Raw genomic sequence first — 23,329 nt, 5'->3', positions numbered from 1 at the left:
ATATATTCAGTAGGTTAATGGATGAAAGGAGTGTAGCGGGGGAAAGGGGGTTTGGCTAGTGGGATTCGATGATGCGGTCTGATGCCCTCACCCTAACCCTCTCCCACGGGGAGAGGGAACGGTCGGAGCGAATTAAATCGAGGTACGGCGATAGCTGCGGTATTCAGGCATCCAGAAGTTATCGTCAATAGCCTGCTGCAGCGCGTCGGCAGAGGTTTTCACTGCCACGCCCTGCTGCTGCGCCATTTTACCTACCGCAAACGCGATAGCGCGCGACACCTTGTGGATGTCCTTCAGCTCAGGCAGTACCAGCCCTTCACCATCATTGACCAGCGGCGAGTGGCCCGCGAGGGTTTCGCTCGCGGACATCAGCATCTCATCGGTAATGCGAGACGCGCCGGAGGCGATCACGCCCAGACCAATACCCGGGAAAATATAGGAGTTGTTGCACTGGGCAATCGGATAGGTTTTATCCTTCCATACCACCGGATCGAACGGGCTGCCGGTCGCAACCAGCGCGTTACCTTCGGTCCAGGCGATGATGTCCTGCGGCGTCGCTTCTACGCGGGAGGTCGGGTTGGAAAGCGGCATCACGATAGGGCGCTCGCAGTGCTTGTGCATCTCACGAATAATCTCTTCCGTGAAGAGGCCGGTTTGTCCGGAAACGCCGATCAGAATATCCGGCTTCACGTTGCGCACCACGTCAAGAAGGGAGAGGACTTCGTTGTCAGTATCCCAGTTTTTCAGGTTCTCGCGTTTCTGCACCAGTTTGGTCTGGAACGGCAGCAGGTTCGGCATACCGTCGGTCAGCAGGCCGAAACGGTCAACCATAAACACGCGGGAGCGGGCCAGCTCTTCACTCAGGCCTTCACGCTGCGTCTGGGCAATAATCTGTTCGGCGATACCGCAGCCTGCGGAGCCTGCCCCGAGGAAGACGATTTTCTGGTAGCTTAGCTGGCTGCCGGCTGCGCGGCTGGCGGCGATAAGCGTACCCACGGTCACGGCTGCGGTGCCCTGGATATCGTCGTTAAAGGAGCAGATCTCATCGCGATAGCGGTTCAGAAGCGGCATCGCGTTCTTCTGCGCAAAGTCTTCGAACTGCAGCAGCACGTCCGGCCAGCGGTGTTTCACGGCCTGGATGAAATCGTCGACAAACTGGTAGTACTCTTCGTCGGTAATACGCGGATGACGCCAGCCCATATACAGGGGATCGTTCAACAGCTGCTGGTTATTGGTACCCACATCCAGCACCACAGGCAGGGTATACGCCGGGCTGATGCCGCCACAGGCGGTGTACAGTGACAGCTTACCGATCGGAATACCCATCCCGCCGATGCCCTGGTCACCCAGACCCAAAATGCGCTCACCGTCAGTGACCACAATGACTTTGATGTTGTGGTTAGGCACGTTCTGCAGAATATCGTCCATGTTGTGACGGTTCTGGTAAGAAATGAATACCCCGCGGGAGCGACGGTAGATCTCAGAGAAACGCTCGCAGGCAGCACCCACGGTCGGGGTATAGATTACCGGCATCATCTCTTCCAGATGGTTCTGCACCAGGCGGTAGAAGAGGGTTTCATTGGTGTCCTGAATGTTGCGCAGGTAGATGTGCTTGTCGATTTCGGTTTTGAAGCCCTGATACTGGATCCACGCGCGCTCTGCCTGTTCTTCGATGGTTTCAACCACTTCGGGCAGTAAACCCAGCAGGTTGAAGCTGCTGCGCTCTTCCATGCTGAAGGCGCTACCTTTGTTGAGCAGGGGGAATTCGAGTAAAACCGGTCCGGCATAAGGGATATATAAGGAACGATGTTTTTTCAGTTTGTTGTCCATGTCACTCACTCTTTTTTTGAAGATCCGTCCCTGACACTGCTGTTTGTCATCTTTCTGGCCTGTGCGATGGGGTGCGGTCGGGCGGTATTATAAAGGAGCTGAATATTAATTACCGCAACACATAAACAAAAACACCATCGGTTTTGCCGATGGTGTTCTCTGTCTCAGTCTGGAACTTACTTGCCCGCGTGGCGTTTTCTGCCGGTGGCGTGAGTGACTTGCGTTTCGTGGTCGCCTTCAATCACCACTTTACGCTGATTAGAAAGCTTGTAGTTCAGTCCCAGAATGTGGCGTGCCTGACGGTTCGATTTCATGTTAACTCCTCAATCCTGTTGATAGTTTTAAGGACCAGTTTGCTTACGCAAACGAAATGTAACCCCTTAGGTTGCAGATCCAGCTTAGCAGGTTTTTACAAAGGTGCGTTTCGCCCGCTGACGACGTAGTTAATGGTCTGCTGGTAGATGTCACTGAGGATGTCATTATCCGTGGATTCCACCCACCTGGTCAGTTCCATCAAAATGTCATCTTCAGTCACAGCACCGTGTTCGGCGTGAAGACCCTGCGCAATCGCGTTAACGAGCTCAGGTTGTGCTGCTGTAGTATTAGCCGGGTAATAAGTAAACATGCTGCCTCCGTGTCGTTGTCTGTTTAATGGTACGGCTCGCAAAAAATGTAATTCATAAACAGAATGGCAAATATTTTACCCGTTGTGGCTAAGATTCATCTTAGAAACGAAAATGTCATAAGTGCATGCTTTTATGCACTTTTAAATCGTGGGGATAAATGGACGTTGGGCAACGAGGATATTTGGGCGGTGCTCCTGCTATGGGGGAAATATAGCAGGAGCCGTTTTTAACTTACCACTTCATTTCGCCGGTATTTACTTTGGCACTTAATTCCAGGGAGCTCTCTTCGGCAAGATCCGGGTACTGTTTTTTCATCGCGCCGATAACGCCCGCGGAGTCTTTGTGTGCGGATAAAGCCTGTTCAAAATGCTGCAGGTAGCCACGCGTAAAATCAATCGCGCCCGTTCCGGCAGGCGGAGTCCCAAGATAGTGACCCGGGATCACGCGTTCAGGTTTGTGCGCAGCCATATTGTCCAGGGTTTGCTGCCACTGCTGGCGGCGAGCAGGCGTCTGGGTATCTGCCGTCCAGACGTGAATACCCCAGGAGACACCGGTGCCACCGAGGATCGTTTTCGCAGACGGGATCCACACGTAAGCCGCGTAACTGTCTGGTTGTTCAATGTCGATCTTTTCCCCGTCAACCATAAACGTGGTTGAGGCGAGCACCTGCGGAACGACCAGCGTCGTTGGCGCGCCGTCTTTCATCTGCGGGCCCCAGAAGGCGAGTTTGGCGTCTTTGGTGGCCTTAATATGGTCAACCACCTGCTGCGTGGCCACCACTTTGGCATTCGGGAAGGCTTTTACCAGCGGTTGCAGACCAAAATAGAAATCCGGATCGCCGGAAGTGATCACAATCTTGTTCAGCGTTTTACCGCTGCGGCGAATTTTCTCCACCAGCGCTTCGCCATCTTTCACGCTGAACTGAGCGTCAAACAGAACGGCTTCTTTCGGGCCAGAGACCAGCGTGGAAGAGACCGCGAAAATGCCTTTTTCCTGCGGGTTATACGTGTCAATCGTCAACGGCGCGGCAAAAACAGCCGGTGTGAAAAGGGCGCAAAGCAATGCAAGGCGAGTAAGCTTCATCATCATGTCTCTGTGGTTCAGGAAAGTCTCTATTGTACGGATATTTGTATTTGCCAGAATTCCTGAAACAAGACATGCTTAGTTTCATAAATCGAGCAAATGGAGCGTATATGGATCGCGTTATTGCCGCTCAGGTCTACAACCGGATATGCGAGCTGGGAAGTTTGAGCGCGGCGGCCCGCGCATTGGGGATCTCGCGACCGATGGTGAGCCGCTACCTGGAACAAATGGAAAAGTGGGCGGGAACACGGCTGGTTAACCGCTCCACGCGCAAGCTGACGCTGACGGCAGCCGGCGAAAAAGTGTTGCAGAAAACGCGGACGCTTTCGCAGCTCTCGCAGGAGATTGAGGGCCAGTCGGAGAAAGATTTGCCGTCAGGCACGCTGCGGGTCGCCTGTGCACACTTTACCGCCATGCACCTGATTGCGCCGGTGCTCCCCGGGCTGCTCGCGCGCTACCCGCAGCTGCGCATCGAGCTGGATGTGAACAACCACCCGGTGAGCCTGGTAGGGGAGCGTATTGATGTCGCCGTACGCATTACCGACACCCCCGAACCGGGCATGATCGCCCGCCGACTGGGGGAGTGTCGTTCAGTCCTTTGCGCCTCGCCGGACTATCTTGCTCAGCACGGAACGCCCGTCAGTCCCGAAGATTTAGCGCAGCATAATTGCCTGCACTACAGCTTTTTCGCCGGGCAGTCCTGGCATTTTCTTACGCCGGAAGGTGAAAGCCTGAGCGTGGCCGTCAGCGGCAACCTGAGCGCCAGCATCTCATCGCTGTTGATGGACGCCGCGATTAACCACTGCGGTATCGCCATGTTGCCGGAGCGTGAGGCATCTGACGCGCTGGCGCAGGGATTACTGGTGCCGGTTCTGAGCGTGCTGGAGCCGAAACCGCTTGCCATCCATGGCATTTACCAGTCCCGGGAATATCAACCTGCCGCACTGCGCGCATTCCTTGATGCACTGGCGCAACATATGTTCAGTGGCTAAGACTCTTCTGTCTTCGCCGCAGAATCTGAGTAGCATTCTATACTTAACCCTTTGTAAGCCAAAAGGAGAGCAAGAATGACTATTCATAAGCACGGTTCAGCACACTGGTCTGGCGACATTAAACGCGGGAAAGGAACGGTTTCTACCGAGAGCGGCGTTCTCAATCAGCAGCCTTATGGCTTTAACACCCGCTTTGAGGGTGAAAAGGGGACCAACCCTGAGGAGCTGATTGGCGCGGCACACGCCGCCTGTTTCTCGATGGCGCTTTCGCTGATGCTGGGTGAGGCGGGCTATACCGCCGATTCCATTGATACCACTGCAGACGTCTCGCTGGATAAAACCGACGGCGGTTTTGCCATCACAAAGGTTGCGCTGAAAAGCAAGGTGACTGTTCCCGGCATCGCGCCTCAGCAGTTTGACGGCATCATTCAGAAAGCGAAAGCAGGCTGCCCGGTGTCGCAGCTGCTGAAAGCCGACATCACGCTCGATTACAAACTTAACTAAGCCCCAGCCGGGCTCGCGCCCGGCTATCCCTTCAGCGCGGCGGGGAATACCTCCGCCAGCCAGGCAATAAATACCTTCAGGCGGTGCGTTAAATGCCGGTTTTGGGGGTAAACCACATGAAACGGATAGGCAGCAGGGCGCCAGTCGCTCAGGATTGCCGTCAATGTTCCCGTCTGCAAATAGTGCTTTGCCGAATACTCAAAAGTCTGAACAATCCCAAGTCCCACCGCGGCAGCAGCGAGATGGGCATTGCTTTCATTGACGCCGAGATAGTGTGGAATGCTGATTTCCAGCGCCTCACCATCCTGTCTGAAGCGAAACGGAAAGGCCCGCCCGGTGACCGGAGAGAGATAGCTTATCAATTTGTGGCCGTTGCGCAGCTCCTGCGGATAGGCCGGGACGCCATGATTCTTCAGATAACCCGGCGTCGCGCAGGTAACCATCTCAGCATTGCCGAGATGTCGGGCAATAAGTGTTGAGTCGTTCAGCGGGCCGCCGCGAATAACACAGTCTACGTTACCGCTGATTAAGTCTACGGGCCGGTCGGCCACCCCAAGATCGATCCGGATATCCGGGTAGCGCTGCATGAAATCTGGTAGCAGGGGGATGAGCAGGTCGCGGGCGGTGGAGCCGCCGATGTCGACGCGCAAATGCCCCTTTGGCGTCGCGCGAGAAACGCGAAAAGAGGTGTCAATATCTTCGATATCAATCAGCACCCTGAGTGCTTTTTCATAGTATTCCGCCCCCTCAGGCGTGGTGACGACCCGGCGGGTGGTGCGGTGCAGGAGGCGGATCTCAAGATGCGTTTCGAGAGATTTCACCAGCTTGCTCAGGGTGGCTATCGGCATATTCAGCGAATCCGCCGCGCGTGTAAAACTGCCGGATTCCACCACCCGCGTAAAGGCACGCATTGCCATTAACTGGTCCATCAGGCCCTCTGATTATTTCTGTATGTGAATAGTCATTTTCATTTTTGCCCATTTTTCATTAATGCTGCAAGGGCTAAAGTTTGTTCAACGCGAGCGAAAGCGCGCAAATCAAACCCAACAAAAGGTAAATGACATGAACACGACTCTTTCAGGAAAAATTGCACTGGTAACCGGCGGCAGCTCCGGTATTGGTCTTGCCACGGCGCAGGAGCTGGCGGCTCAGGGGGCGAAGGTGTACATCACCGGACGTCGTCAGGCCGAGCTGGACGCGGCGGTGGCTGAAATTGCTTCAACGGCAGTGGGCATTCGTGCGGATGTCTCTAAACTCGGCGATCTGGATGAGGTTTATGCCCGGATTGCAAAAGAGGAAGGCCGTCTGGATATCCTGTTCGCCAATGCGGGGGGCGGTGATATGCTGCCGCTGGGCGCGATCACCGAAGAGCAGTTTGACCGTATTTTCGGTACTAACGTCCGCGGCGTGCTCTTTACGGTGCAGAAGGCGCTGCCGCTCTTATCCGCCGGATCGTCGATTATTCTGACCGGCTCGACGGTCTCCATTAAGGGGACGGCAAACTTTAGCGTCTACAGCGCCAGTAAGGCCGCCGTTCGCAACTTTGCCCGCTCCTGGGCGCTGGATTTGCAGGGCCGCGGGATCCGCGTCAACGTGGTGAGTCCGGGCCCAATCAAAACCCCGGGTCTCGGTGATTTGGTGCCGGAAGAACACCGTCAGGGGCTGTACGATGCGCTGGCCGCGCAGGTCCCGCTCGGACGTTTAGGCGCGCCGGGTGAAGTAGGGAAAGCGGTGGCGTTCCTGGCCTCCGATGCGGCCAGCTTTATTAACGCCACCGAGCTGTTTGTGGACGGCGGGATGGCGCAAATCTAACCCAGGCTGCGCCAGCAGCGAACGTGACGGCCCTCGTGAGAGGGCTGTAAAGCCTGGGGATCTTCACACCCCTGCGTGGCCAGCGGGCAACGGTCGCGGAAAAAGCAGCCTTTGGGCAGATGACGGTTTCCGGGAAGCTCCGTTTTGCGTAACGCCAGCGTTTCATCCAGCGGTTCACCGGTGCGGGGAACCGAATCGAGCAACAGACGGGTATAAGGATGGTGCGGTTCCCCCAGCACCTGGGCGGCGCTGCCCAGCTCCACAATCTGCCCGAGGTACATTACCGCCACGCGGTCACTCATGTGTCGGACCACCGATACGTTATGCGAAATTAACACATAAGTCAGATTACGTTGCTGTTGCAGGGTCACCAGCAGATTGAGGATTTGCGCCTGCACGGAGATATCCAGCGCGCTGGTCGGTTCGTCGAGCACGATGATGTCCGGATCGGACGAGAGAGCCCGGGCGATGGCGATGCGCTGGCGCTGGCCGCCGGAAAAGGCGTGCGGTAGCCGGTCGAGATATTCCGGACGAATGCCAACCTGCAACGCCAGGTTTTCCGCCATCTGTCGGCGTTCCCGTTCGGGGCTGCGTTTTTGCACCCACACCGGCTCGGTGATGATGCGCCAGACCGGCAAGCGCGGATCGAGCGACGAGAGCGGGTCCTGAAACACCATCTGCATGCCGCCCGCGTGGTTTACCCGCTGGTATGCCCCGGCGCTGGGCTTAAGCATGCCCATCAGCAGCTGGGCCAGCGTGCTTTTACCGCAGCCGGATTCCCCGACAATGCCCAGCGTTTCTCCCCGGCGGATCTGCAGATCGAGTCCGTTGAGCGCATGCACCTGCTCGGTGACGCGGCCCAGCCAGTTTTTACGTGCCGCAAAGTTTACGTGTACGCTATCCAGTTCCAGCAGCACATCAGACATGGGGTTTCTCCTGTTGCGGATACCAGCAGGCGGCCTGTTGACCTTCTGCGCCATGGGGGTGTAAGCGCGGAGTTTCGCTGCATTTCGCCCCGGCGGCAAAGCAGCGGTCGCGGAATGCGCATCCCTGCGGAAGCTGGCTGAGGTTGGGGACGGTGCCGGGGATGGCCGGGAGCAGATCGCGCGGCTGACCGTTCTCCGGCGCACACTTCAGCAGGCCAATGGAGTAGGGATGAACAGGGGCATGGATCAGCGTTTGCGTGGCGCCGCTCTCTATCACGCTACCGGCATACATCACATACATTCTGTCGCAGAGCTGGGATACCACGGCCATATCATGGCTGATAAACAGCACAGAGGTGCCGCTGGCCCGCGCCTTATGCTTCAGCAAGCGCAGTACCTGCAGCTGGACGGTAACGTCCAGTGCGGTGGTCGGTTCGTCGGCAATGATCAGCTCCGGCTCGCAGGAGAAGGCAAGGGCGATCATCACCCGCTGGCGCATGCCGCCGGAGAGTTCGAAAGGATAACGCGCCATCACCTGGTGCGCGTCCGGGATTTGCATCTCTTCCAGTAGGGTAATCGCCTTTTGTTGCGCCTCCCGCCGGGAAAGTGGTCGATGCTGGCGGATCACCTCCACCATCTGTTTGCCAATCTGTCGCGTCGGATTGAGGGCGGTCATCGGCTCCTGAAAAATCATCGCCACTCTGGCGCCGCGCCACTGGCGGAGCTGTTTCTCAGATGCCGCGAGGACATTTTTACCCAGTAGCATCACCTGGCCCTGATGGATCCGGTAGCTGCCTTCCGGCAGCAGCCGCATGGCGAGCATTGCGGTCACGGATTTCCCCGATCCCGATTCGCCCACCACGCCGACGATCTCACCCCTTTTGATCTCCAGCGAGACGTTATTCAGCGCGTGGACCTCACCGCGAAAAATCGGGAAGCTCAGGTGCAGGTCTTCAATGCGTAATACCGATTCGGTCATGACTGTTTCCCTCCTGACTTCGGATCCAGCAGGTCGCGGATACCGTCACCGAACAGGTTAAAACCCACGGCGGTAATCAAAATGGCCGCACCGGGAAAGGCGCAATACCACCACTGGTCGAGAACGTAGTTACGGCCAACGGCCACCATCGCCCCCCATTCGGCGGTCGGCTGCTGTGCACCCAGACCAATAAACCCCAGCGTCGCGGCCATCAGAATAGCGCTGCCAATGTCCAGCGAAGCCTGCACAATCAGCGGCGGCAGGGCATTGCGCAGAATATGCCAGCGGATCAAATGCCAGCGCGATGCGCCAAACGTGCGGGCGGCCTGCACGTAGGTAAACTGGCGGACCACCAGCGTCTGGCCGCGCGCCAGACGGACGTAAAACGGAATGCGGACAATGGCGATCGCCAGCATGGCGTTAAACAGGCTCGGGCCGAGCGCGGCAGCCAGCGCCATGGTCAGCACCAGAGAGGGTATAGAGAGCATGATGTCCATCACCCGCATGATGATGGCGTCACCGCGCCCACCCAGTACGCCGGACAAACAGCCCAGCAGCGAGCCAATGCCGCCTGCAATCACCACCACCGCCAGCCCGGCGGCGATCGACTGCTGGCTGCCTGCCAGGACGCGGCTGAACAGATCGCGTCCCACTTCATCGGTACCAAACCAGTGTTGTGCGGACGGTGCCTGCAGACGGGCGGTCAGATCCAGCGCGTTCGGGTCATGCGGCACAATCCACGGTGAGGTCACCATCACCAGGAGCATCGCAATCATAATCACGCCGCCAACTATCGTGAGTGGGCTTTGTCGCAGCATCCAGAACAGTTTTGCCCAGTTGATACGTTGTCTTGCAGTTTTAACCGGGACGGGCGTTTCCTGCGTTAACATCATTCGGCACCTCCGCGCCCAATTCGCGGGTCAATCCACAGATAAAGCAGATCGACCACCAGATTCACCAATACGTAGGCCAGAGAGACGACGACAGCGAAGCCCATCACGGCAGGGAAATCGAGCGCCTGAATGGACGTCACCACCCAGGCACCCATCCCCGGCCAGGCAAAGACGGTTTCGGTCAGTACTGCACCGTACAGCAAATCGCCCAGCGCCAGCCCGAGCACGGTAATCGACGGGATCATCGCATTGGGCAGAGCGTAACGCAGGACGATATACCAGCCAGGCAGGCCGCTGGCGCGCGCCGTGCGGATGTAGTCCTCGCTAAGCTGCTCCAGCATCGCGGAACGCACCTGACGCGCCACGATGCCCAGGTGAACAAACGCCAGCGTCAGCGAGGGTAAAATCAGATGCTGAAGCGCATTGAGAAAGACCTCGACGTTGCCCTCCAGCAGGGCATCCAGCAGGTAAAACCCGGTGACGTGCGTCGGCGGATCGAGCCAGTCGTCCAGTCTGCCGCCGCCCGGCAGGATCTGCAGGTGCCCGTAGAAAAGCACAATAACGCCCAGACCGAGCCAGAAGGCTGGTGTGGAAATGCCGGTCATCGCCATTAATCGCACCAGATGATCCAGCCAGCGGTTGCGATAGACCGCCGACAAAATCCCCAACGGCACGCCGATGACCAGCGCCAGTAGCAGGGAGCAAAAGGCCAGCTCCAGCGTGGCAGGGAAAAAGGCCTTCAGGTCTTGTGCAACCGGACGTCCGGTACGAATGGACGTGCCGAGATCGCCATGGGCGAGAGCATCGACGTAGCGACCAAACTGGATATACAGCGGCTGATCCAGCCCCAGTTGCTGGCGGATGTTTTGCACGATGTCGTCGCTGGCACGGTCTCCGGCCAGCAGACGGGCCGGATCGCCGGGGATCATGTGTGAAATAATAAAGGTAATGATACAGACACCGGCCACCACCAGGAGTAATCCCCAGCAGCGCTGGCGCACGATGCTCCAGAACGTCATACACTTTCCCCCGGCGAATTCGTTATTTACTCATGGTGGCGATGTTGAACACCTGCTCAAGCATCGGATTAAAGGTGAAGCCTTTAACCTCTTTGTTCATCGCCAGCTGATAGTTCTTCTGGAACAGATAAACGTAGGCCGCCTCGTCAATCACCACTTTTTGCGCCTGCTGGTAATCTTTGGTGCGTTCTGCCTGAACGGTGGTTTTCAGCGCGGCCTGCAGCAGCGAGTCGACCTCTTTGTTTTCATAGAATGAACGGTTGCCCGGCAGCCCTTTTTTGTCTGATTCGAACCAGTAGTTCATGAACATATAGGGATCGGCAAAGTCCGGGCTCCAGTTACCGATCGCAATGTCGTAATCGCCTTTACCGACGCGGTCGCGCATGGTGGCGTTCGCCAGTTTCTCCAGCTTGACGTTAATGCCGATCTTGCCGAGGCTGGCCTGGGTTGAGAGGGCGATAGGCTCCCAGTTCGGATCGTTATCCGAGTAAAGGAAGGTCAGGCTGGCGGGCTTGTCTTTGACCTTCTCCAGGGCCGCTTTCGCTTTGGCCTCATCATAGCTGTACTGCATTGCCGTGGCGTCAAAGCCCCACATGCCTTCCGGGATCGGGCCGCGCATCTGCTTGCCGTTGCCGCTCAGAATGCCCTTCACCATCCCCTGGTAGTCCGTCGCCCATGAAATGGCTCGACGTAAATCCACCTGATTGAGCGGCGCTTTGCTGTTGTTGAGGTAGAGATAGGTCACGCGCAGGGACGGGTATTCCGCGACGGCGACTTTTCCTTCCTGCTTCAGGGCCGAGAGCTGATCGACCGGCAGGGAGTCGGCAATGTCCAGATCGCCGCGGGAAAGCTGCAATCGGCGGGAGGCGCTCTCTCCGATAATTTTTACCGATACACGCTTAAAGTGCGGTTTTTCACCCTGCCAGTGTGGGTTAGGCACCAGCACCAGCTGCTGGCCTTTCTGCCAGCTTTTGAGCATAAACGGCCCGGAACCGGCGGTGTTTTGCGCCAGGAAACCGCGCGCATCGTCCGCGGCATTTGCCTTCAGCACTGCCGGGTTAATGATGGATGCCCCGTCATTTGCCAGCGTGTAAAGGAAGGGGGCAAACGGCTGGCTGAGGGTGAATTTCACCGTATGGTCATCTACCGCATCAATTTTCAGATCTTTCGGGAAAGCTTCAGACGGCCCCTGGCCGAGCTTCAGCAGGCGTTCAAAAGAGCGTTTTACCGCTTCGGCGGTGACCGGCGTGCCGTCGGAGAATTTCGCGTTATCCGCCAGGGTAAAGGTCCACTCTTTCTGGTCGTCGGACGCTTTCCAGCCTGTCGAGAGATCGCCTTCCACCTCGGTAGAGCCTGGCTTGTACTTGACCAGACGCTGATAGGACGGATAGGTGACGGTCCAGTCGTTGTTATCAATGGTGATGGCAGGGTCGAGCGTTTGCGGGTCGGCGGCTTTACCAATCACCAGCATGTCTTTCGGGACGGCAGCCAGCGCCAGCGGAGCGTTCATTACCAGCGTGGCGGCGATCAGGGTCGTGAGAAGCGATGTTTTCATGGTAGTGCTCCAGGTTTAAAGAGGGGTGTGCGTCAGTGGAAAACAGGCAAAACGGTCATCAAGCAGCGGGTAGCTGGCGGCGTTCGGCAGTTCAAAGTGCCACCATTCGCTGCTGATACCGACAAAACCGCCACCGAACATGATGGCATTCAGCAGCAGACGGTTGCGCTGGGCGTGCGGCGGTACGGAAGGGTGATACGGATGCGAGCGGTCGTGCATTTCGTCAAAACCGGCGCCCATATCCAGCACGGTATTGTGTTCGTCCATCAGCGTGACGTCGATGGCCGTGCCGCGACTATGATTGGAGCCAATCGCCACGTCGACCACATACTCCGGGTTCGGGCAGGCATCCCACAGCTGGGCCTGCGCCTGCTGCGGTCGGTAGGCGTCGTACACCACCAGCTTCAGCCCGGCCAGCGTGGCAATGCTGATGGCTTTTGCCAGCGCGGTGGCGGCGTCGGTATGCAGCAGGCACAGCGCCTCTTGGTAGATCGGGCGACCGGTGATGTTGTCGGCAGTGGCGTACTTCAGATCGATATGCAGCGTGGGAAATGTCTTCGCCACATCAATCAGTTCACTCTCTTCGGGCATAGCTCCGCTCCTTTAGCGTTCGAATTGACCAAACTCTTGTTGTAATTGCCGGTTTACCGCCAGACGTGCCGGGAGCGCATCACCCAACGCTTCCACCACGCCCGACAGCAGCAGGTTGAACAAACAGCTCACGGGGGCAAGTGAATCCCAGAAATGACCGGTATCGGTTTTCACCTGCAGTAAGTCCATCGGATAATCCCGCGCCCACGGGCACCAGATGTCGGTGATTAAGGCCAGCGGAATGCCTTTTTCGCTCGCGACGCGGCAGTACTGGCGGGCCATCGCGGAGTAGGCGCGCGTATCGGTCAGCACGACATAAGGGTGCGAAAACCCCGAGTTGAGGGATTCCACCCAGCTTCCGGATGCCCCCTCCGAATAGCTCACGCGCGGGCGCAGGTACTCAAGGTGGCTGAAGAAGGCGTTGGCGATCCCGCGGGTGGACTGGATCCCCAGCACAAACACCGCATCCGCATGGGCCAGGTTGTGTACGACCTGGCGGAAGACGTCCGTTTGCGCGAGCTGATACACCTGCGTGATGGCATCCACTTCCAGCGACAGGGCGTGCTGAAGGCGGTTGGGCAGGGGGCGCTGCTGTTGCCAGGAGTCCAGACGTTCGTTCATACCCCAGGGCTGATACGGATCGCGCAGGCTCTTTTTGACATCCTCCAGGTTGCGGTAGCCCAGCTTGCGCAGAAAGCGTCCCACGGTGATCCCGCTCGTCCCGCTCGCCTGACCGACGCTTTCAGCCGTTTCAAACGGTATCTGCGCGGCGTGGGCAAGCAACCAGCTTCCGACCCGTTTTTCGCTGGGCGTGAACTGGCTAAACATCGTTTCGATACGGCTCAACATCTCAGGTTTCGTCGTCATACCGCCTCGCTGTTAACACGCTGTCAAAAGCCGATCTAGTGTTACCTCGTTAACAATGCATGACGCGTGCCATGATCACAGGCGAGGAAATGCCTGCTCTGCCGCAAACTTCATGCAATATTTAGTTAACGTATGATCAACATTTGTGCAGCGTAGTTCACTTTTGGTGCAGTGACAGAATCTGCACGTATGAATTTGGTGAATACGTCAGCCCGTTCACATTTTTGATAAGATAGAAACACAGTAGACATGAAAGGGATCCCGGCATGGCGAATTGGCCCTGGCGAGTCAGCGAGCATCTGATGGTGCTTGTTAAGAAAATAGCGATGGTGGTGGGGATCGTACTGGTCGTCCTGCTGGCAGTGCGGGTCTATCTCTCGCAGCAGGGGCCTGAACTGCATCTCTGGCATACCTGGCGGGCAGATGAGATGTCCGTACGCGAGCTCGATGGCGCCGACTTTGCCGGGTATGTTGCCCGCGAAAATGCCATTTTCGCCGATCTTAATACCGCGGTGACGGCAAAAACAGAGCATGAGGAACAAACGCCGCTAAACCGCTATTACCGCCAGAGCCTGGTCTGGCCGGGTCAGTTTTCACCGGATGCCAACCGCTCTTTTGTACTCATGCCAGCCGGAAAGCCGCGCGGCGCGGTGGTGTTGCTCCATGGACTGACGGATTCACCCTATAGCGTCAGACATCTTGCTCAGAATTATCAGGCCCACGGCTTTGTGGCCGTGGTTCCGCGCCTGCCCGGACACGGCACCGCGCCTGGCGCGCTGACGGACGTTGACTGGGAGATGTGGCTGGCGGCGACGCGCCTTGCCGTTCGGGAAGCGACGCGTCTGGCGGGAGAAAATGTGCCCCTGCATCTGGTGGGCTATTCCAACGGCGGGGCGCTGGCGATGAAATATGCCCTCGATGCACTTGACGTGCCATCGCTGCGTAAGCCGCAGCAACTGGTGCTGCTGTCGCCGATGATCGGCGTGACGGCATTCGCGCGATTCGCCGGTTTCGCCGGGTTACCGGCGCTGCTCCCGGCGTTTGCCAAAGCGGCGTGGCTGAATATTTCCCCGGAATATAACCCGTATAAATACAACTCGTTCCCGGTGAACGCCGCCCGCCAGTCGTGGCTGTTGACGAAGGCGCTGCAGGAGCAGATTGGCCGGGAGGCGCGGGAAAACAGGCTGGCAACGCTGCCGCCGGTTTTGGCATTCCAGTCGGTGATGGATTCCACCGTCAGCACCCGCGCGGTGGTGAGCGGCTTGTTTGATCAGCTTCCGGCAAATGGCAGCGAGCTGGTGGTATTTGATATCAACCAGGCGGCGAGCTTCCGTCCGCTGTTCAAGCCCTCGTCCTGGACGGCCACCTCAGCGCTGCTGCCTACTGTTGAACGACGTTACACTGTCACGGTTATTACCAATGCGAATGAACACAGTTTCTCAACGGTAGCGAAAATCACCCCGGCAGGAAGCACTCACGAGACGGTCGTGCCGCTTGGGCAGTCCTGGCCGCAGGATGTCTATTCCCTGTCGCACGTTGCGGTGCCGTTCCCGCCGAATGACGATCTCTATGGCCGGGAGCCTGACGTGAAAAACCGCTACGGCATTAGCCTGGGGACGATAGCGCTCTGGGGGGAAACCTCTGTATTGAGCGTCGGGAAAGAGGCGCTTATGCGGGTCACCTCAAACCCGTTCTACGGCTACATGGAGGAGAGGATCAACAGCCGAATCGGGGATGAGAAAAAGTAACGTTCTTCTGTTGTGTGAATATGTTAGGTCGCAATGATTAAGTATGTTAAATAATACCTTCAAGGCACCTCTCTCATCGGAACCCGTTTTGTGCTGACGACTCTCATTTACCGAAGCCAGTTGAATTTATCCCACCCGTCAACCGAACTCCGGGAGGTGGTGGAGCGCGCCAGACGCCGTAACGCGAAGCTGAATATAACCGGTGTGCTCCTCTCTAAAGGGGATGACGTTCTGCAAATTCTTGAAGGTTCCGAAGAGGGCGTGGTCAGGCTGTTCAATAAAATCCGTGATGACAAGCGGCACAGCGGAGTGGTTGAACTGATGCGGGATTATGGCCCGCGCAGACGATTCGAAAACGTCGGGATGCTGCTGTTCGATCTGCAGACGCAGTCGCCGAAAGAGGTGCTGCAATCGGTGCTGCGTTACAGCAAACTCGACAGTTACCTGGCCTCCGATGACCGCGTATTCAAATTTATTCAGACGTTTATTACAGATAAGCGTCCGAACCCATCCGGTGGACGTTACGATCCGGCAAAGTGGGCGCTCGAACCCGAAACCTTACCCTTTGGCGAGTCTCTGGGCCTGATTGCCGGGCAAACCTGTCAATTTGCGCTTCAACCGATTGTTGAGCCTTCGGAAGGCAAGATCAGCTCCCTTGAAGCTCTTATCCGCAGCAATGACGGCGGCAGTCCGGAGCAGTTCTTCCGCGCCCTTGACCCGGACACCCTCTATCAGGTCGATCTCCAGACGAAAGCCTATGCCTTTGCGCTGGCGGAAAAGCTGGGGATTGGCAGCCACAAAATTGCGGTCAACCTGTTGCCGATGTCGCTGGTGAATGTCCCTGGCGCAGTGGAATTTCTGGTCGGTGAGATTAAAAAACACGGGCTTCAGCCAGAGCAGGTGGTGCTGGAAATCACTGAAAACGAGATGATATCCGGACTGAATCAGTTCAACAGCGCCATTAAACAACTTCGCGGTGAGGGGGTTGGCATGGCGATTGATGATTTTGGTTCCGGCTATGCCGGTCTCTCTCTGCTGACGCGCTTCCAGCCGGATAAAATTAAGATTGACCGCGAGATTATCAGCGATATTCACCTGAGCGGTCCGAAACAGGCGATTGTACGCTCGATTATTAGCTGCTGCTCCGATCTCGAAATCACCCTAGTGGCGGAAGGTATCGAGAAAATAGAGGAGTGGTGCTGGCTCGAATCTGCCGGGATCCGCCGCTTCCAGGGTTTCCTGTTTGCCCGCCCGCTGCTTAACGGCGTCGGTGATATTCACTGGCCGCACCTGGTGCGTTAAGGCAATTTTCCACTCGCGTTATTTCCCCGTCGTCCTGCCTGTGCTTAAATAGCTAAAACGGTTTAACATAGTTTAGCTTCGAGGTTCACATGGAAAAAATCTGGGTACTGGGTGATGCGGTGGTGGATCTGCTGCCTGATGGAGAAGGGAGATTACTGCAATGTCCGGGTGGCGCCCCGGCAAACGTTGCGGTCGGTATTGCCCGCCTGGGGGGGCGTAGCGCGTTTATCGGCAGAGTTGGAGACGATCCTTTCGGGCGCTTTATGGCTCACACACTGGCTGACGAGCGGGTCGATGTGCAGTGGATGCGCCTTGACCCGGCACACCGCACCTCAACGGTGGTGGTCGATCTCGACGAACAGGGCGAACGTTCGTTTACCTTTATGGTGCGCCCGAGCGCCGATCTGTTTCTGGAACCTGCCGATCTGCCTACCTTCAGCAAGGGTGAATGGCTGCACGTCTGCTCCATCGCGCTAAGCGCTGAACCCAGCCGCAGTGCGGCCTTTCAGGCGATGGATGCCATCAGGAAGGCGGGCGGTTACGTCAGTTTTGACCCCAATATACGCCCGGATCTCTGGCCGGATGAAACCGCACTTCGTCGCAGCCTTGAAGAGGCGCTGCAACGTGCTGATGTGGTGAAACTCTCCGTCGAGGAACTGGCATTTTTAACCGGCGAGGAGCAGGTGCACGCCGGTCTGGCTGCACTCATGCGCCGCTGTCCGGCGCGGCGGGTGCTCGTCACGCAGGGTAAAGAGGGCGTTATTGCCTGGCATGAAGGCACCGTGAACCACTATCCGGCAACCCCGGTTAAGTGTGTCGATACCACCGGCGCGGGGGATGCCTTCGTCGCCGGACTGCTCTACGGGCTGGCCGCCGGTCTTGAACTGGTTCCCGCCATCACCTTAGCCCAGCGCTGCGGCGCGCTAGCCACCACTGCGAAAGGGGCGATGACCGCCTTGCCCTGGCAGCACGACCTTTAATTTCTCCCTTTACAGGCCGTCGGTCGACGGCCTGAATTGTCGCCCCGATCACACTTACTAAAACGGTTTAGCAAAAAAGATTGCCGATCCAAAATTCACCAGTTTAGTATCAGCAACCTAAACCGGTTTAACAATTTAGCACGTTTAATGACTTCTTTGAGGGATGCGACAAAATGTATAAAAAACGCAGACTTGCCGTGATGATAGGCATGCTGGCCGGAAGTACCTCTGTTTTTGCCCAAACGGATATGACAAGTATCGAAGCGCGGCTTGCCGCAATGGAACAACGCCTTCAGGACGCAGAGACGCGCGCGCAGAGGGCGGAGAAACGCGCCACGGAAGCAGAACAAAAAACGCAGCAGCTCGTTGCCGCGCAGCAGCAGACGCAGTCGACAACCCAGGCGGTGGCGCAGCGCACCACTGCGCTGGAGAAGAAAGCGGATCAAAGCAGCGGGTTTGAGTTCCACGGCTACGCTCGTTCCGGCCTGCTGATGAATGACGCGGCCTCCAGCAGCAAAAGCGGTCCTTATCTGACCCCAGCCGGCGAAACCGGTGGTGCAGTAGGGCGTCTGGGCAATGAAGCCGACACCTACGTTGAGCTGAACCTGGAGCACAAACAGACCCTGGATAACGGGGCGACGACGCGCTTTAAAGCGATGCTGGCCGACGGCCAGAGAACCTATAACGACTGGTCAGCTGATACCAGCGATCTCAATATTCGTCAGGCCTTTGCCGAGCTGGGCAATCTCCCTGATTTCACCGGCGCGCTGAAGGGCAGTACCTTCTGGGCAGGTAAACGTTTCGACCGCGATAACTTTGATATTCACTGGCTGGATTCCGACGTGGTGTTCCTGGCCGGTACCGGTGGTGGCGTCTACGACGTGAAATGGAACGATTCGCTGCGCAGTAACTTCTCCCTCTATGGCCGCAACTTCGGCAGCGTGGAGCAGACCGACAATAACGTTCAGAACTATATCCTCAGCATGAACCACTTCGCCGGGCCGCTCCAGCTGATGGTGAGCGGCCTGCGGGCTAAAGATAATGACGATCGTAAAGACGCGAACGGCGATCTCATCAAAACGGATGCCGCTAACACGGGCGTTCATGCCCTGGTGGGCTTGCACAACGAGAGCTTCTACGGCCTGCGGGAGGGGACGGCCAAAACCGCGCTGCTGTATGGTCACGGGCTGGGGGCGGAAGTGAAAAGCATCGGCTCGGATGGCGCACTGCTGTCCGAGGCGGATACCTGGCGCTTTGCAAGTTACGGTGTCACGCCAATTGGCGGTGGCTGGAGCGTTGCGCCTGCCGTTCTGGCGCAGAGTAGTAAAGATCGCTACGTCAAAGGCGACAGCTATGAGTGGGTCACGCTCAACACCCGCCTGATTAAAGAGGTGACCCAGAATTTCGCGCTGGCGTTTGAGGGAAGCTATCAGTACATGGACTTAAACCCGGAAGGTTATAAAGACCGAAACGCCGTCAACGGCAGTTTCTACAAGCTGACCTTTGCTCCGACGTTAAAAGCGAGCAAAATCGGCGATTTCTTCAGCCGTCCGGAGCTTCGCCTGTTCGCCACCTGGATGGACTGGAGCAGCAAACTGGATAATTACGCCAGCGATGATGCCTTTGGCAGCAGCGGTTTCAACGCCGGCGGGGAATGGAACTTTGGGGTCCAGATGGAAACCTGGTTTTAACCCATCACGCTCCCGCCTGGCGGGGGCGTTTCGCACATCATAAAAAAGAAGTCAGGCAGAGGTATCTATGGATTTTAATCAAATCGCCCGCGAGCTTATTCCGCTGCTGGGTGGCAAGGAAAATATCGCCAGCGCGGCGCACTGCGCAACGCGTCTTCGTCTGGTGCTGGTTGATGACGCGCTGGCCGATCAACAGGCGATCGGCAAGGTCGACGGCGTTAAAGGCTGTTTCCGTAACGCCGGGCAGATGCAGGTGATTTTTGGTACGGGCGTGGTGAATAAAGTCTACGCCGCGTTTATTCAGGCGGCGGGGATTAGCGAGTCCAGCAAGTCTGAGGCGGCGGACCTGGCGGCGCGCAAGCTGAACCCGTTCCAGCGCATTGCGCGTCTGCTCTCCAATATCTTTGTGCCGATCATTCCCGCGATTGTGGCGTCCGGCCTGCTGATGGGCCTGCTCGGCATGGTGAAAACCTACGGCTGGGTCAATGCGGACAACGCTATCTATATCATGCTGGACATGTGCAGTTCGGCGGCGTTTATCATTCTGCCGATCCTGATCGGCTTTACCGCCGCGCGGGAGTTTGGCGGTAACCCGTACCTGGGCGCGACGCTGGGCGGCATCCTGACCCATCCGGCGCTGACTAACGCCTGGGGCGTGGCGTCCGGTTTCCACACCATGAACTTCTTCGGCCTGGAGATCGCGATGATTGGCTACCAGGGCACGGTATTTCCGGTGCTGCTGGCCGTCTGGTTTATGAGCATCGTGGAGAAAAACCTGCGCCGCGTGATTCCGGATGCGCTGGACCTGATCCTGACGCCGTTCCTCACCGTTGTGATCTCTGGCTTTATCGCCTTGCTGATTATTGGTCCGGCGGGACGCGCCTTAGGGGATGGTATCTCCTTTATCCTGAGCACGCTTATCGCCCACGCGGGCTGGCTGGCCGGGCTGCTGTTTGGCGGACTGTATTCGGTGATTGTGATCACCGGTATTCACCACAGCTTCCACGCGATTGAAGCGGGGCTGCTGGGCAACCCGTCGATTGGCGTGAACTTCCTGCTGCCGATCTGGGCCATGGCGAACGTGGCGCAGGGCGGAGCCTGTCTGGCGGTGTGGTTCAAAACCAACGATGCCAAAATCAAAGCCATTACGTTACCGTCGGCGTTCTCTGCGATGCTGGGCATCACCGAGGCGGCTATTTTTGGTATCAACCTGCGTTTCGTTAAGCCGTTTATTGCCGCGTTGATTGGTGGCGCGGTGGGGGGCGCCTGGGTGGTCTCTGTGCATGTCTACATGACTGCCGTCGGGTTGACCGCCATTCCGGGTATGGCCATCGTGCAGGCCAGCTCGCTGCTCAACTATATTATCGGCATGGTGATTGCCTTCGGCGTGGCGTTTACCGTCTCGCTGCTGCTGAAATATAAAACGGACTCTGAATAATGACGTTACCTTCCCGCTGGCCTGCGATTCTGCAGGCCGTTATGAAAGGGCAGCCGCGCGCGCAGGCTGACAGCCATTATCCGCAATGGCACGCCGCGCCGGTGACGGGGCTGATGAACGATCCCAACGGGTTTATCTGGTTTGCCGGTCGCTACCATCTGTTCTATCAGTGGAATCCGCTGGACTGTGAGCATCGTTTTAAATGCTGGGGGCACTGGAGTTCTGCGGACCTGGTCCACTGGCAGCATGAGCCGCTGGCGCTGATGCCCGACGAAGAGTATGACCGCAACGGCTGCTACTCCGGTAGCGCCGTGGATAACCAGGGCGTGCTGACGCTGTGCTATACCGGCAACGTCAAGTTCGATGACGGCAGCCGTACCGCCTGGCAGTGCCTGGCCGAGGAACAGCCGGACGGCACCTTTAAAAAGCAGGGGCCGGTGCTGGCGCTGCCGGAGGGCTACACCGGTCATGTGCGTGACCCGAAAGTGTGGCAACACGACGGGCTGTGGTACATGGTGCTGGGCGCGCAGGATCTGCAAAAGCGCGGCAAAGTGCTGCTGTTTAAATCCGCTGATTTACATGCCTGGGCTTCCTGCGGTGAAATCGCTGGTCACGGGGTCAACGGCCTGAAGGACGCAGGTTATATGTGGGAGTGCCCGGACCTGTTCGCGCTCGACGGTACGCACGTGTTGATTTGCTGTCCGCAGGGGCTGGCGCGCGAGCCGTATCGCTATCTCAACACCTATCCGGCCGCCTGGATGAGTGGGGCGTTTAGCTATGAACGCGGCACGTTTGCGCACGGCGAGCTGCACGAGCTTGACGCGGGCTTTGAGTTTTACGCCCCGCAAACGACGCTGGCGGAAGATGGACGACGCATTCTGATTGGCTGGATGGGCGTACCGGACGGGGAAGAGATGCTTCAGCCGACGCGGTCGCACGGCTGGATGCACCAGATGACCTGCCCGCGCGAATTGCAGTATCGCGACGGCAAGCTCTGGCAGACTCCGGTGCGTGAGCTGGCGGCGCTGCGTGAAGAGGAGCAGCACTGGCAGGGACGTGCCAGCGATGCGCCCGTTCTGGATGCCGCGCGACTGGAGTTTGAGTTAAGCGCCTCGCAGGTGAACGTCGATTTTGCGGGCGCGCTGCGCCTCACGGTTGATGAGCAGGGCGTGCGGCTGGAACGCGCAAGCCTGAAAACCGGTGAGACGTTGACCCGCTACTGGCAGGGGGACGTCCACCATTTACGCGTCCTGTGCGACCGCTCCAGCGTTGAAATTTTCATCAATCATGGCGAAGGGGTGATGAGCAGCCGCTATTTTCCTGACCATCCGGCCTGGGTGCGCTTCGAAGGTGCGTCCGATATCACATTACGCTACTGGTCGCTGCGCGCCTGCATGATAGAATGAGGGTTTTGGCAGCCGGATCTAAGTCGTTGTGAGAAAAACAAAACGCGTCACCATTAAAGACATCGCGGAGCTGGCGGGTGTGTCAAAAGCCACCGCCAGCCTGGTCCTGAACGGGCGCAGCAAAGAGCTTCGCGTGGCGGAAGAGACGCGTGAACGCGTGCTGGCGATTGCGAAAGAGCACCATTATCAGCCCAGCATTCACGCCCGGTCACTGCGCGATAACCGTAGCCACACCATTGGTCTGGTGGTGCCGGAGATCACCAACTACGGCTTTGCCGTCTTTTCTCACGAGCTGGAAACGCTGTGCCGCGAGGCGGGCGTCCAGCTGCTGATCTCCTGTAGCGATGAAAATCCGGGGCAGGAGACGGTGGTCGTCAACAACATGGTGGCGCGTCAGGTCGACGGACTGATTGTCGCCTCCAGCATGCTTAATGATGCGGACTACCTGAAACTCAGCGAGCAGCTGCCCGTGGTGCTTTTTGACCGCCATATGAACGACAGCACGTTGCCGCTGGTGATCACCGATTCCATCACCCCAACGACGGAACTGGTGGCGGATATTGCCCGCCAGCATCCGGATGAATTCTATTTTCTGGGCGGACAGCCGCGCCTTTCTCCGACTCGCGACCGTCTGGAAGGGTTTAAGCAAGGTCTGCGAGCGGCCGGTGTGGAACTGCGCCCCGAGTGGATCATTCACGGCAACTACCACCCGAGCTCCGGCTACGAAATGTTCGCCGAACTCTGCGCCCGTCTGGGACGCCCACCGAAAGCCCTGTTCACCGCCGCCTGCGGGCTGCTGGAAGGGGTACTGCGCTATATGGGTCAACATAACCTGATGCAAAGTGATATCAGATTAGCCAGCTTTGACGATCACTATCTCTACGATTCGCTGACGATCCCGGTGGATACCATTCGCCAGGACAATCGCCAGCTGGCGTGGCATTGCTTTGATCTGATTGGCAAATTGATCGAAGGGGAGACGCCGCAGCCGTTGCAGCGCAAGCTCAATGCCTCCCTGCAGCGGCGCTATAAGTCAGCGGTATAGCCTCGTTCGATACATCAATAACTTTAATTAATTTAAGTTTTG

The 23,329-nt window shown here is 57.5% G+C and carries 22 protein-coding genes; 10 read left to right on the top strand and 12 right to left on the bottom strand.

Annotated features, from left to right (window positions below):
- Positions 1–132: 132 nt before the first annotated feature.
- The 4 genes from ACOTYN_RS13920 to ACOTYN_RS13905 all read right to left on the bottom strand — a co-directional run bounded on the left by ACOTYN_RS13920 (position 133) and on the right by ACOTYN_RS13905 (position 3,539).
- Positions 133–1,830, bottom strand: a complete 1,698-nt coding sequence (locus tag ACOTYN_RS13920) for an NAD-dependent malic enzyme (RefSeq protein WP_023330463.1) — start codon at positions 1,828–1,830, stop codon at positions 133–135.
- A gap of 176 nt (positions 1,831–2,006) precedes the next feature.
- On the bottom strand, positions 2,007–2,144 hold the full coding sequence (gene sra, locus ACOTYN_RS13915) for a stationary-phase-induced ribosome-associated protein (protein WP_008501714.1): 138 nt from the start codon (positions 2,142–2,144) through the stop codon (positions 2,007–2,009).
- A 95-nt stretch (positions 2,145–2,239) separates the two neighbouring features.
- The gene (gene bdm, locus ACOTYN_RS13910) at positions 2,240–2,455 is read right to left on the bottom strand and encodes a biofilm-dependent modulation protein (protein ID WP_014883903.1); all 216 of its coding nucleotides are present in this window, start codon (positions 2,453–2,455) and stop codon (positions 2,240–2,242) included.
- A 232-nt stretch (positions 2,456–2,687) separates the two neighbouring features.
- Positions 2,688–3,539 (bottom strand): Vmh family MBL fold metallo-hydrolase, encoded by an 852-nt coding sequence (locus ACOTYN_RS13905; RefSeq protein WP_032628979.1) that lies wholly within the window; start codon positions 3,537–3,539, stop codon positions 2,688–2,690.
- A 110-nt stretch (positions 3,540–3,649) separates the two neighbouring features.
- Between ACOTYN_RS13905 and ACOTYN_RS13900 the strand changes: the two genes are divergently transcribed.
- Complete coding sequence (locus ACOTYN_RS13900) at positions 3,650–4,531, top strand: LysR family transcriptional regulator (protein WP_332957937.1); 882 nt, start codon at positions 3,650–3,652, stop codon at positions 4,529–4,531.
- A 75-nt stretch (positions 4,532–4,606) separates the two neighbouring features.
- Positions 4,607–5,035 (top strand): OsmC family protein, encoded by a 429-nt coding sequence (locus tag ACOTYN_RS13895; RefSeq protein ID WP_014883900.1) that lies wholly within the window; start codon positions 4,607–4,609, stop codon positions 5,033–5,035.
- 23 nt (positions 5,036–5,058) lie between these two features.
- Here the strand turns inward: ACOTYN_RS13895 and ACOTYN_RS13890 are convergent, their stop codons facing one another.
- Positions 5,059–5,964, bottom strand: coding sequence for a LysR family transcriptional regulator (locus ACOTYN_RS13890; RefSeq protein ID WP_332957939.1), 906 nt, complete (start codon positions 5,962–5,964; stop codon positions 5,059–5,061).
- A 133-nt stretch (positions 5,965–6,097) separates the two neighbouring features.
- On the opposite strand from ACOTYN_RS13890, the gene ACOTYN_RS13885 reads away from it, so the two are divergent.
- A complete protein-coding gene (locus tag ACOTYN_RS13885; protein WP_047624928.1) occupies positions 6,098–6,847 on the top strand; it encodes an SDR family NAD(P)-dependent oxidoreductase in 750 nt (249 codons plus the stop codon).
- Here the strand turns inward: ACOTYN_RS13885 and ACOTYN_RS13880 are convergent.
- Genes ACOTYN_RS13880 through ACOTYN_RS13850 form a run of 7 tightly spaced genes read right to left on the bottom strand, consistent with a single transcriptional unit; the run spans position 6,844 to position 13,677 of the window.
- Entirely contained in the window at positions 6,844–7,773 is a 930-nt protein-coding gene (locus tag ACOTYN_RS13880; protein ID WP_332957943.1) for an ABC transporter ATP-binding protein, read from the bottom strand. The two genes, ACOTYN_RS13885 and ACOTYN_RS13880, sit on opposite strands and share 4 nt — an antisense overlap.
- On the bottom strand, positions 7,766–8,752 hold the full coding sequence (locus tag ACOTYN_RS13875) for an ABC transporter ATP-binding protein (RefSeq protein WP_332957945.1): 987 nt from the start codon (positions 8,750–8,752) through the stop codon (positions 7,766–7,768). The genes ACOTYN_RS13880 and ACOTYN_RS13875 overlap by 8 nt, the downstream gene beginning before the upstream one ends.
- Positions 8,749–9,645 (bottom strand): D,D-dipeptide ABC transporter permease, encoded by an 897-nt coding sequence (gene ddpC / locus ACOTYN_RS13870; protein WP_014883895.1) that lies wholly within the window; start codon positions 9,643–9,645, stop codon positions 8,749–8,751. Before ddpC ends, ACOTYN_RS13875 begins: the two co-directional genes overlap by 4 nt.
- The gene (locus tag ACOTYN_RS13865; RefSeq protein ID WP_014883894.1) at positions 9,642–10,664 is read right to left on the bottom strand and encodes an ABC transporter permease; all 1,023 of its coding nucleotides are present in this window, start codon (positions 10,662–10,664) and stop codon (positions 9,642–9,644) included. The genes ddpC and ACOTYN_RS13865 overlap by 4 nt, the downstream gene beginning before the upstream one ends.
- 22 nt (positions 10,665–10,686) lie before the next feature.
- The gene (locus ACOTYN_RS13860) at positions 10,687–12,219 is read right to left on the bottom strand and encodes an ABC transporter substrate-binding protein (RefSeq protein WP_048996757.1); all 1,533 of its coding nucleotides are present in this window, start codon (positions 12,217–12,219) and stop codon (positions 10,687–10,689) included.
- Between the two features lie 15 nt (positions 12,220–12,234).
- On the bottom strand, positions 12,235–12,810 hold the full coding sequence (ddpX, locus tag ACOTYN_RS13855) for a D-alanyl-D-alanine dipeptidase (RefSeq protein WP_014883892.1): 576 nt from the start codon (positions 12,808–12,810) through the stop codon (positions 12,235–12,237).
- Positions 12,811–12,822: 12 nt separating this feature from the next.
- Positions 12,823–13,677: a MurR/RpiR family transcriptional regulator gene (locus ACOTYN_RS13850; RefSeq protein WP_014883891.1), complete on the bottom strand. Its 855-nt coding sequence runs from the start codon at positions 13,675–13,677 to the stop codon at positions 12,823–12,825.
- A gap of 266 nt (positions 13,678–13,943) precedes the next feature.
- On the opposite strand from ACOTYN_RS13850, the gene ACOTYN_RS13845 reads away from it, so the two are divergent.
- The 7 genes from ACOTYN_RS13845 (at position 13,944) to ACOTYN_RS13815 (ending at position 23,287) form a co-directional block, all read left to right on the top strand.
- Positions 13,944–15,425 carry an alpha/beta hydrolase gene (locus ACOTYN_RS13845; RefSeq protein ID WP_332957947.1) on the top strand — a complete coding sequence of 494 codons (1,482 nt, stop codon included), beginning with the start codon at positions 13,944–13,946 and terminating at the stop codon, positions 15,423–15,425.
- Positions 15,426–15,515: 90 nt separating this feature from the next.
- Positions 15,516–16,727 (top strand): diguanylate phosphodiesterase, encoded by a 1,212-nt coding sequence (locus ACOTYN_RS13840; protein WP_023338340.1) that lies wholly within the window; start codon positions 15,516–15,518, stop codon positions 16,725–16,727.
- 89 nt (positions 16,728–16,816) lie between these two features.
- On the top strand, positions 16,817–17,707 hold the full coding sequence (locus ACOTYN_RS13835; RefSeq protein WP_071922213.1) for an aminoimidazole riboside kinase: 891 nt from the start codon (positions 16,817–16,819) through the stop codon (positions 17,705–17,707).
- Positions 17,708–17,880: 173 nt separating this feature from the next.
- Positions 17,881–19,398 carry a carbohydrate porin gene (locus tag ACOTYN_RS13830; RefSeq protein ID WP_023338338.1) on the top strand — a complete coding sequence of 506 codons (1,518 nt, stop codon included), beginning with the start codon at positions 17,881–17,883 and terminating at the stop codon, positions 19,396–19,398.
- A gap of 67 nt (positions 19,399–19,465) precedes the next feature.
- Positions 19,466–20,836, top strand: coding sequence for a sucrose-specific PTS transporter subunit IIBC (locus ACOTYN_RS13825; protein WP_014883886.1), 1,371 nt, complete (start codon positions 19,466–19,468; stop codon positions 20,834–20,836).
- A complete protein-coding gene (locus ACOTYN_RS13820) occupies positions 20,836–22,242 on the top strand; it encodes a sucrose-6-phosphate hydrolase (protein WP_014883885.1) in 1,407 nt (468 codons plus the stop codon). Before ACOTYN_RS13825 ends, ACOTYN_RS13820 begins: the two co-directional genes overlap by 1 nt.
- Before the next feature lie 28 nt (positions 22,243–22,270).
- Positions 22,271–23,287 (top strand): LacI family DNA-binding transcriptional regulator, encoded by a 1,017-nt coding sequence (locus ACOTYN_RS13815; protein ID WP_047027019.1) that lies wholly within the window; start codon positions 22,271–22,273, stop codon positions 23,285–23,287.
- Positions 23,288–23,329: the final 42 nt, after the last annotated feature.

The sequence above is a fragment of the Enterobacter cloacae complex sp. IR5458 genome (assembly GCF_049238025.1).
Classification (GTDB): domain Bacteria; phylum Pseudomonadota; class Gammaproteobacteria; order Enterobacterales; family Enterobacteriaceae; genus Enterobacter; species Enterobacter kobei.
Note: the sequence above shows the minus strand (reverse complement) of the source record. Positions and strands in the feature narration are given on the sequence as shown.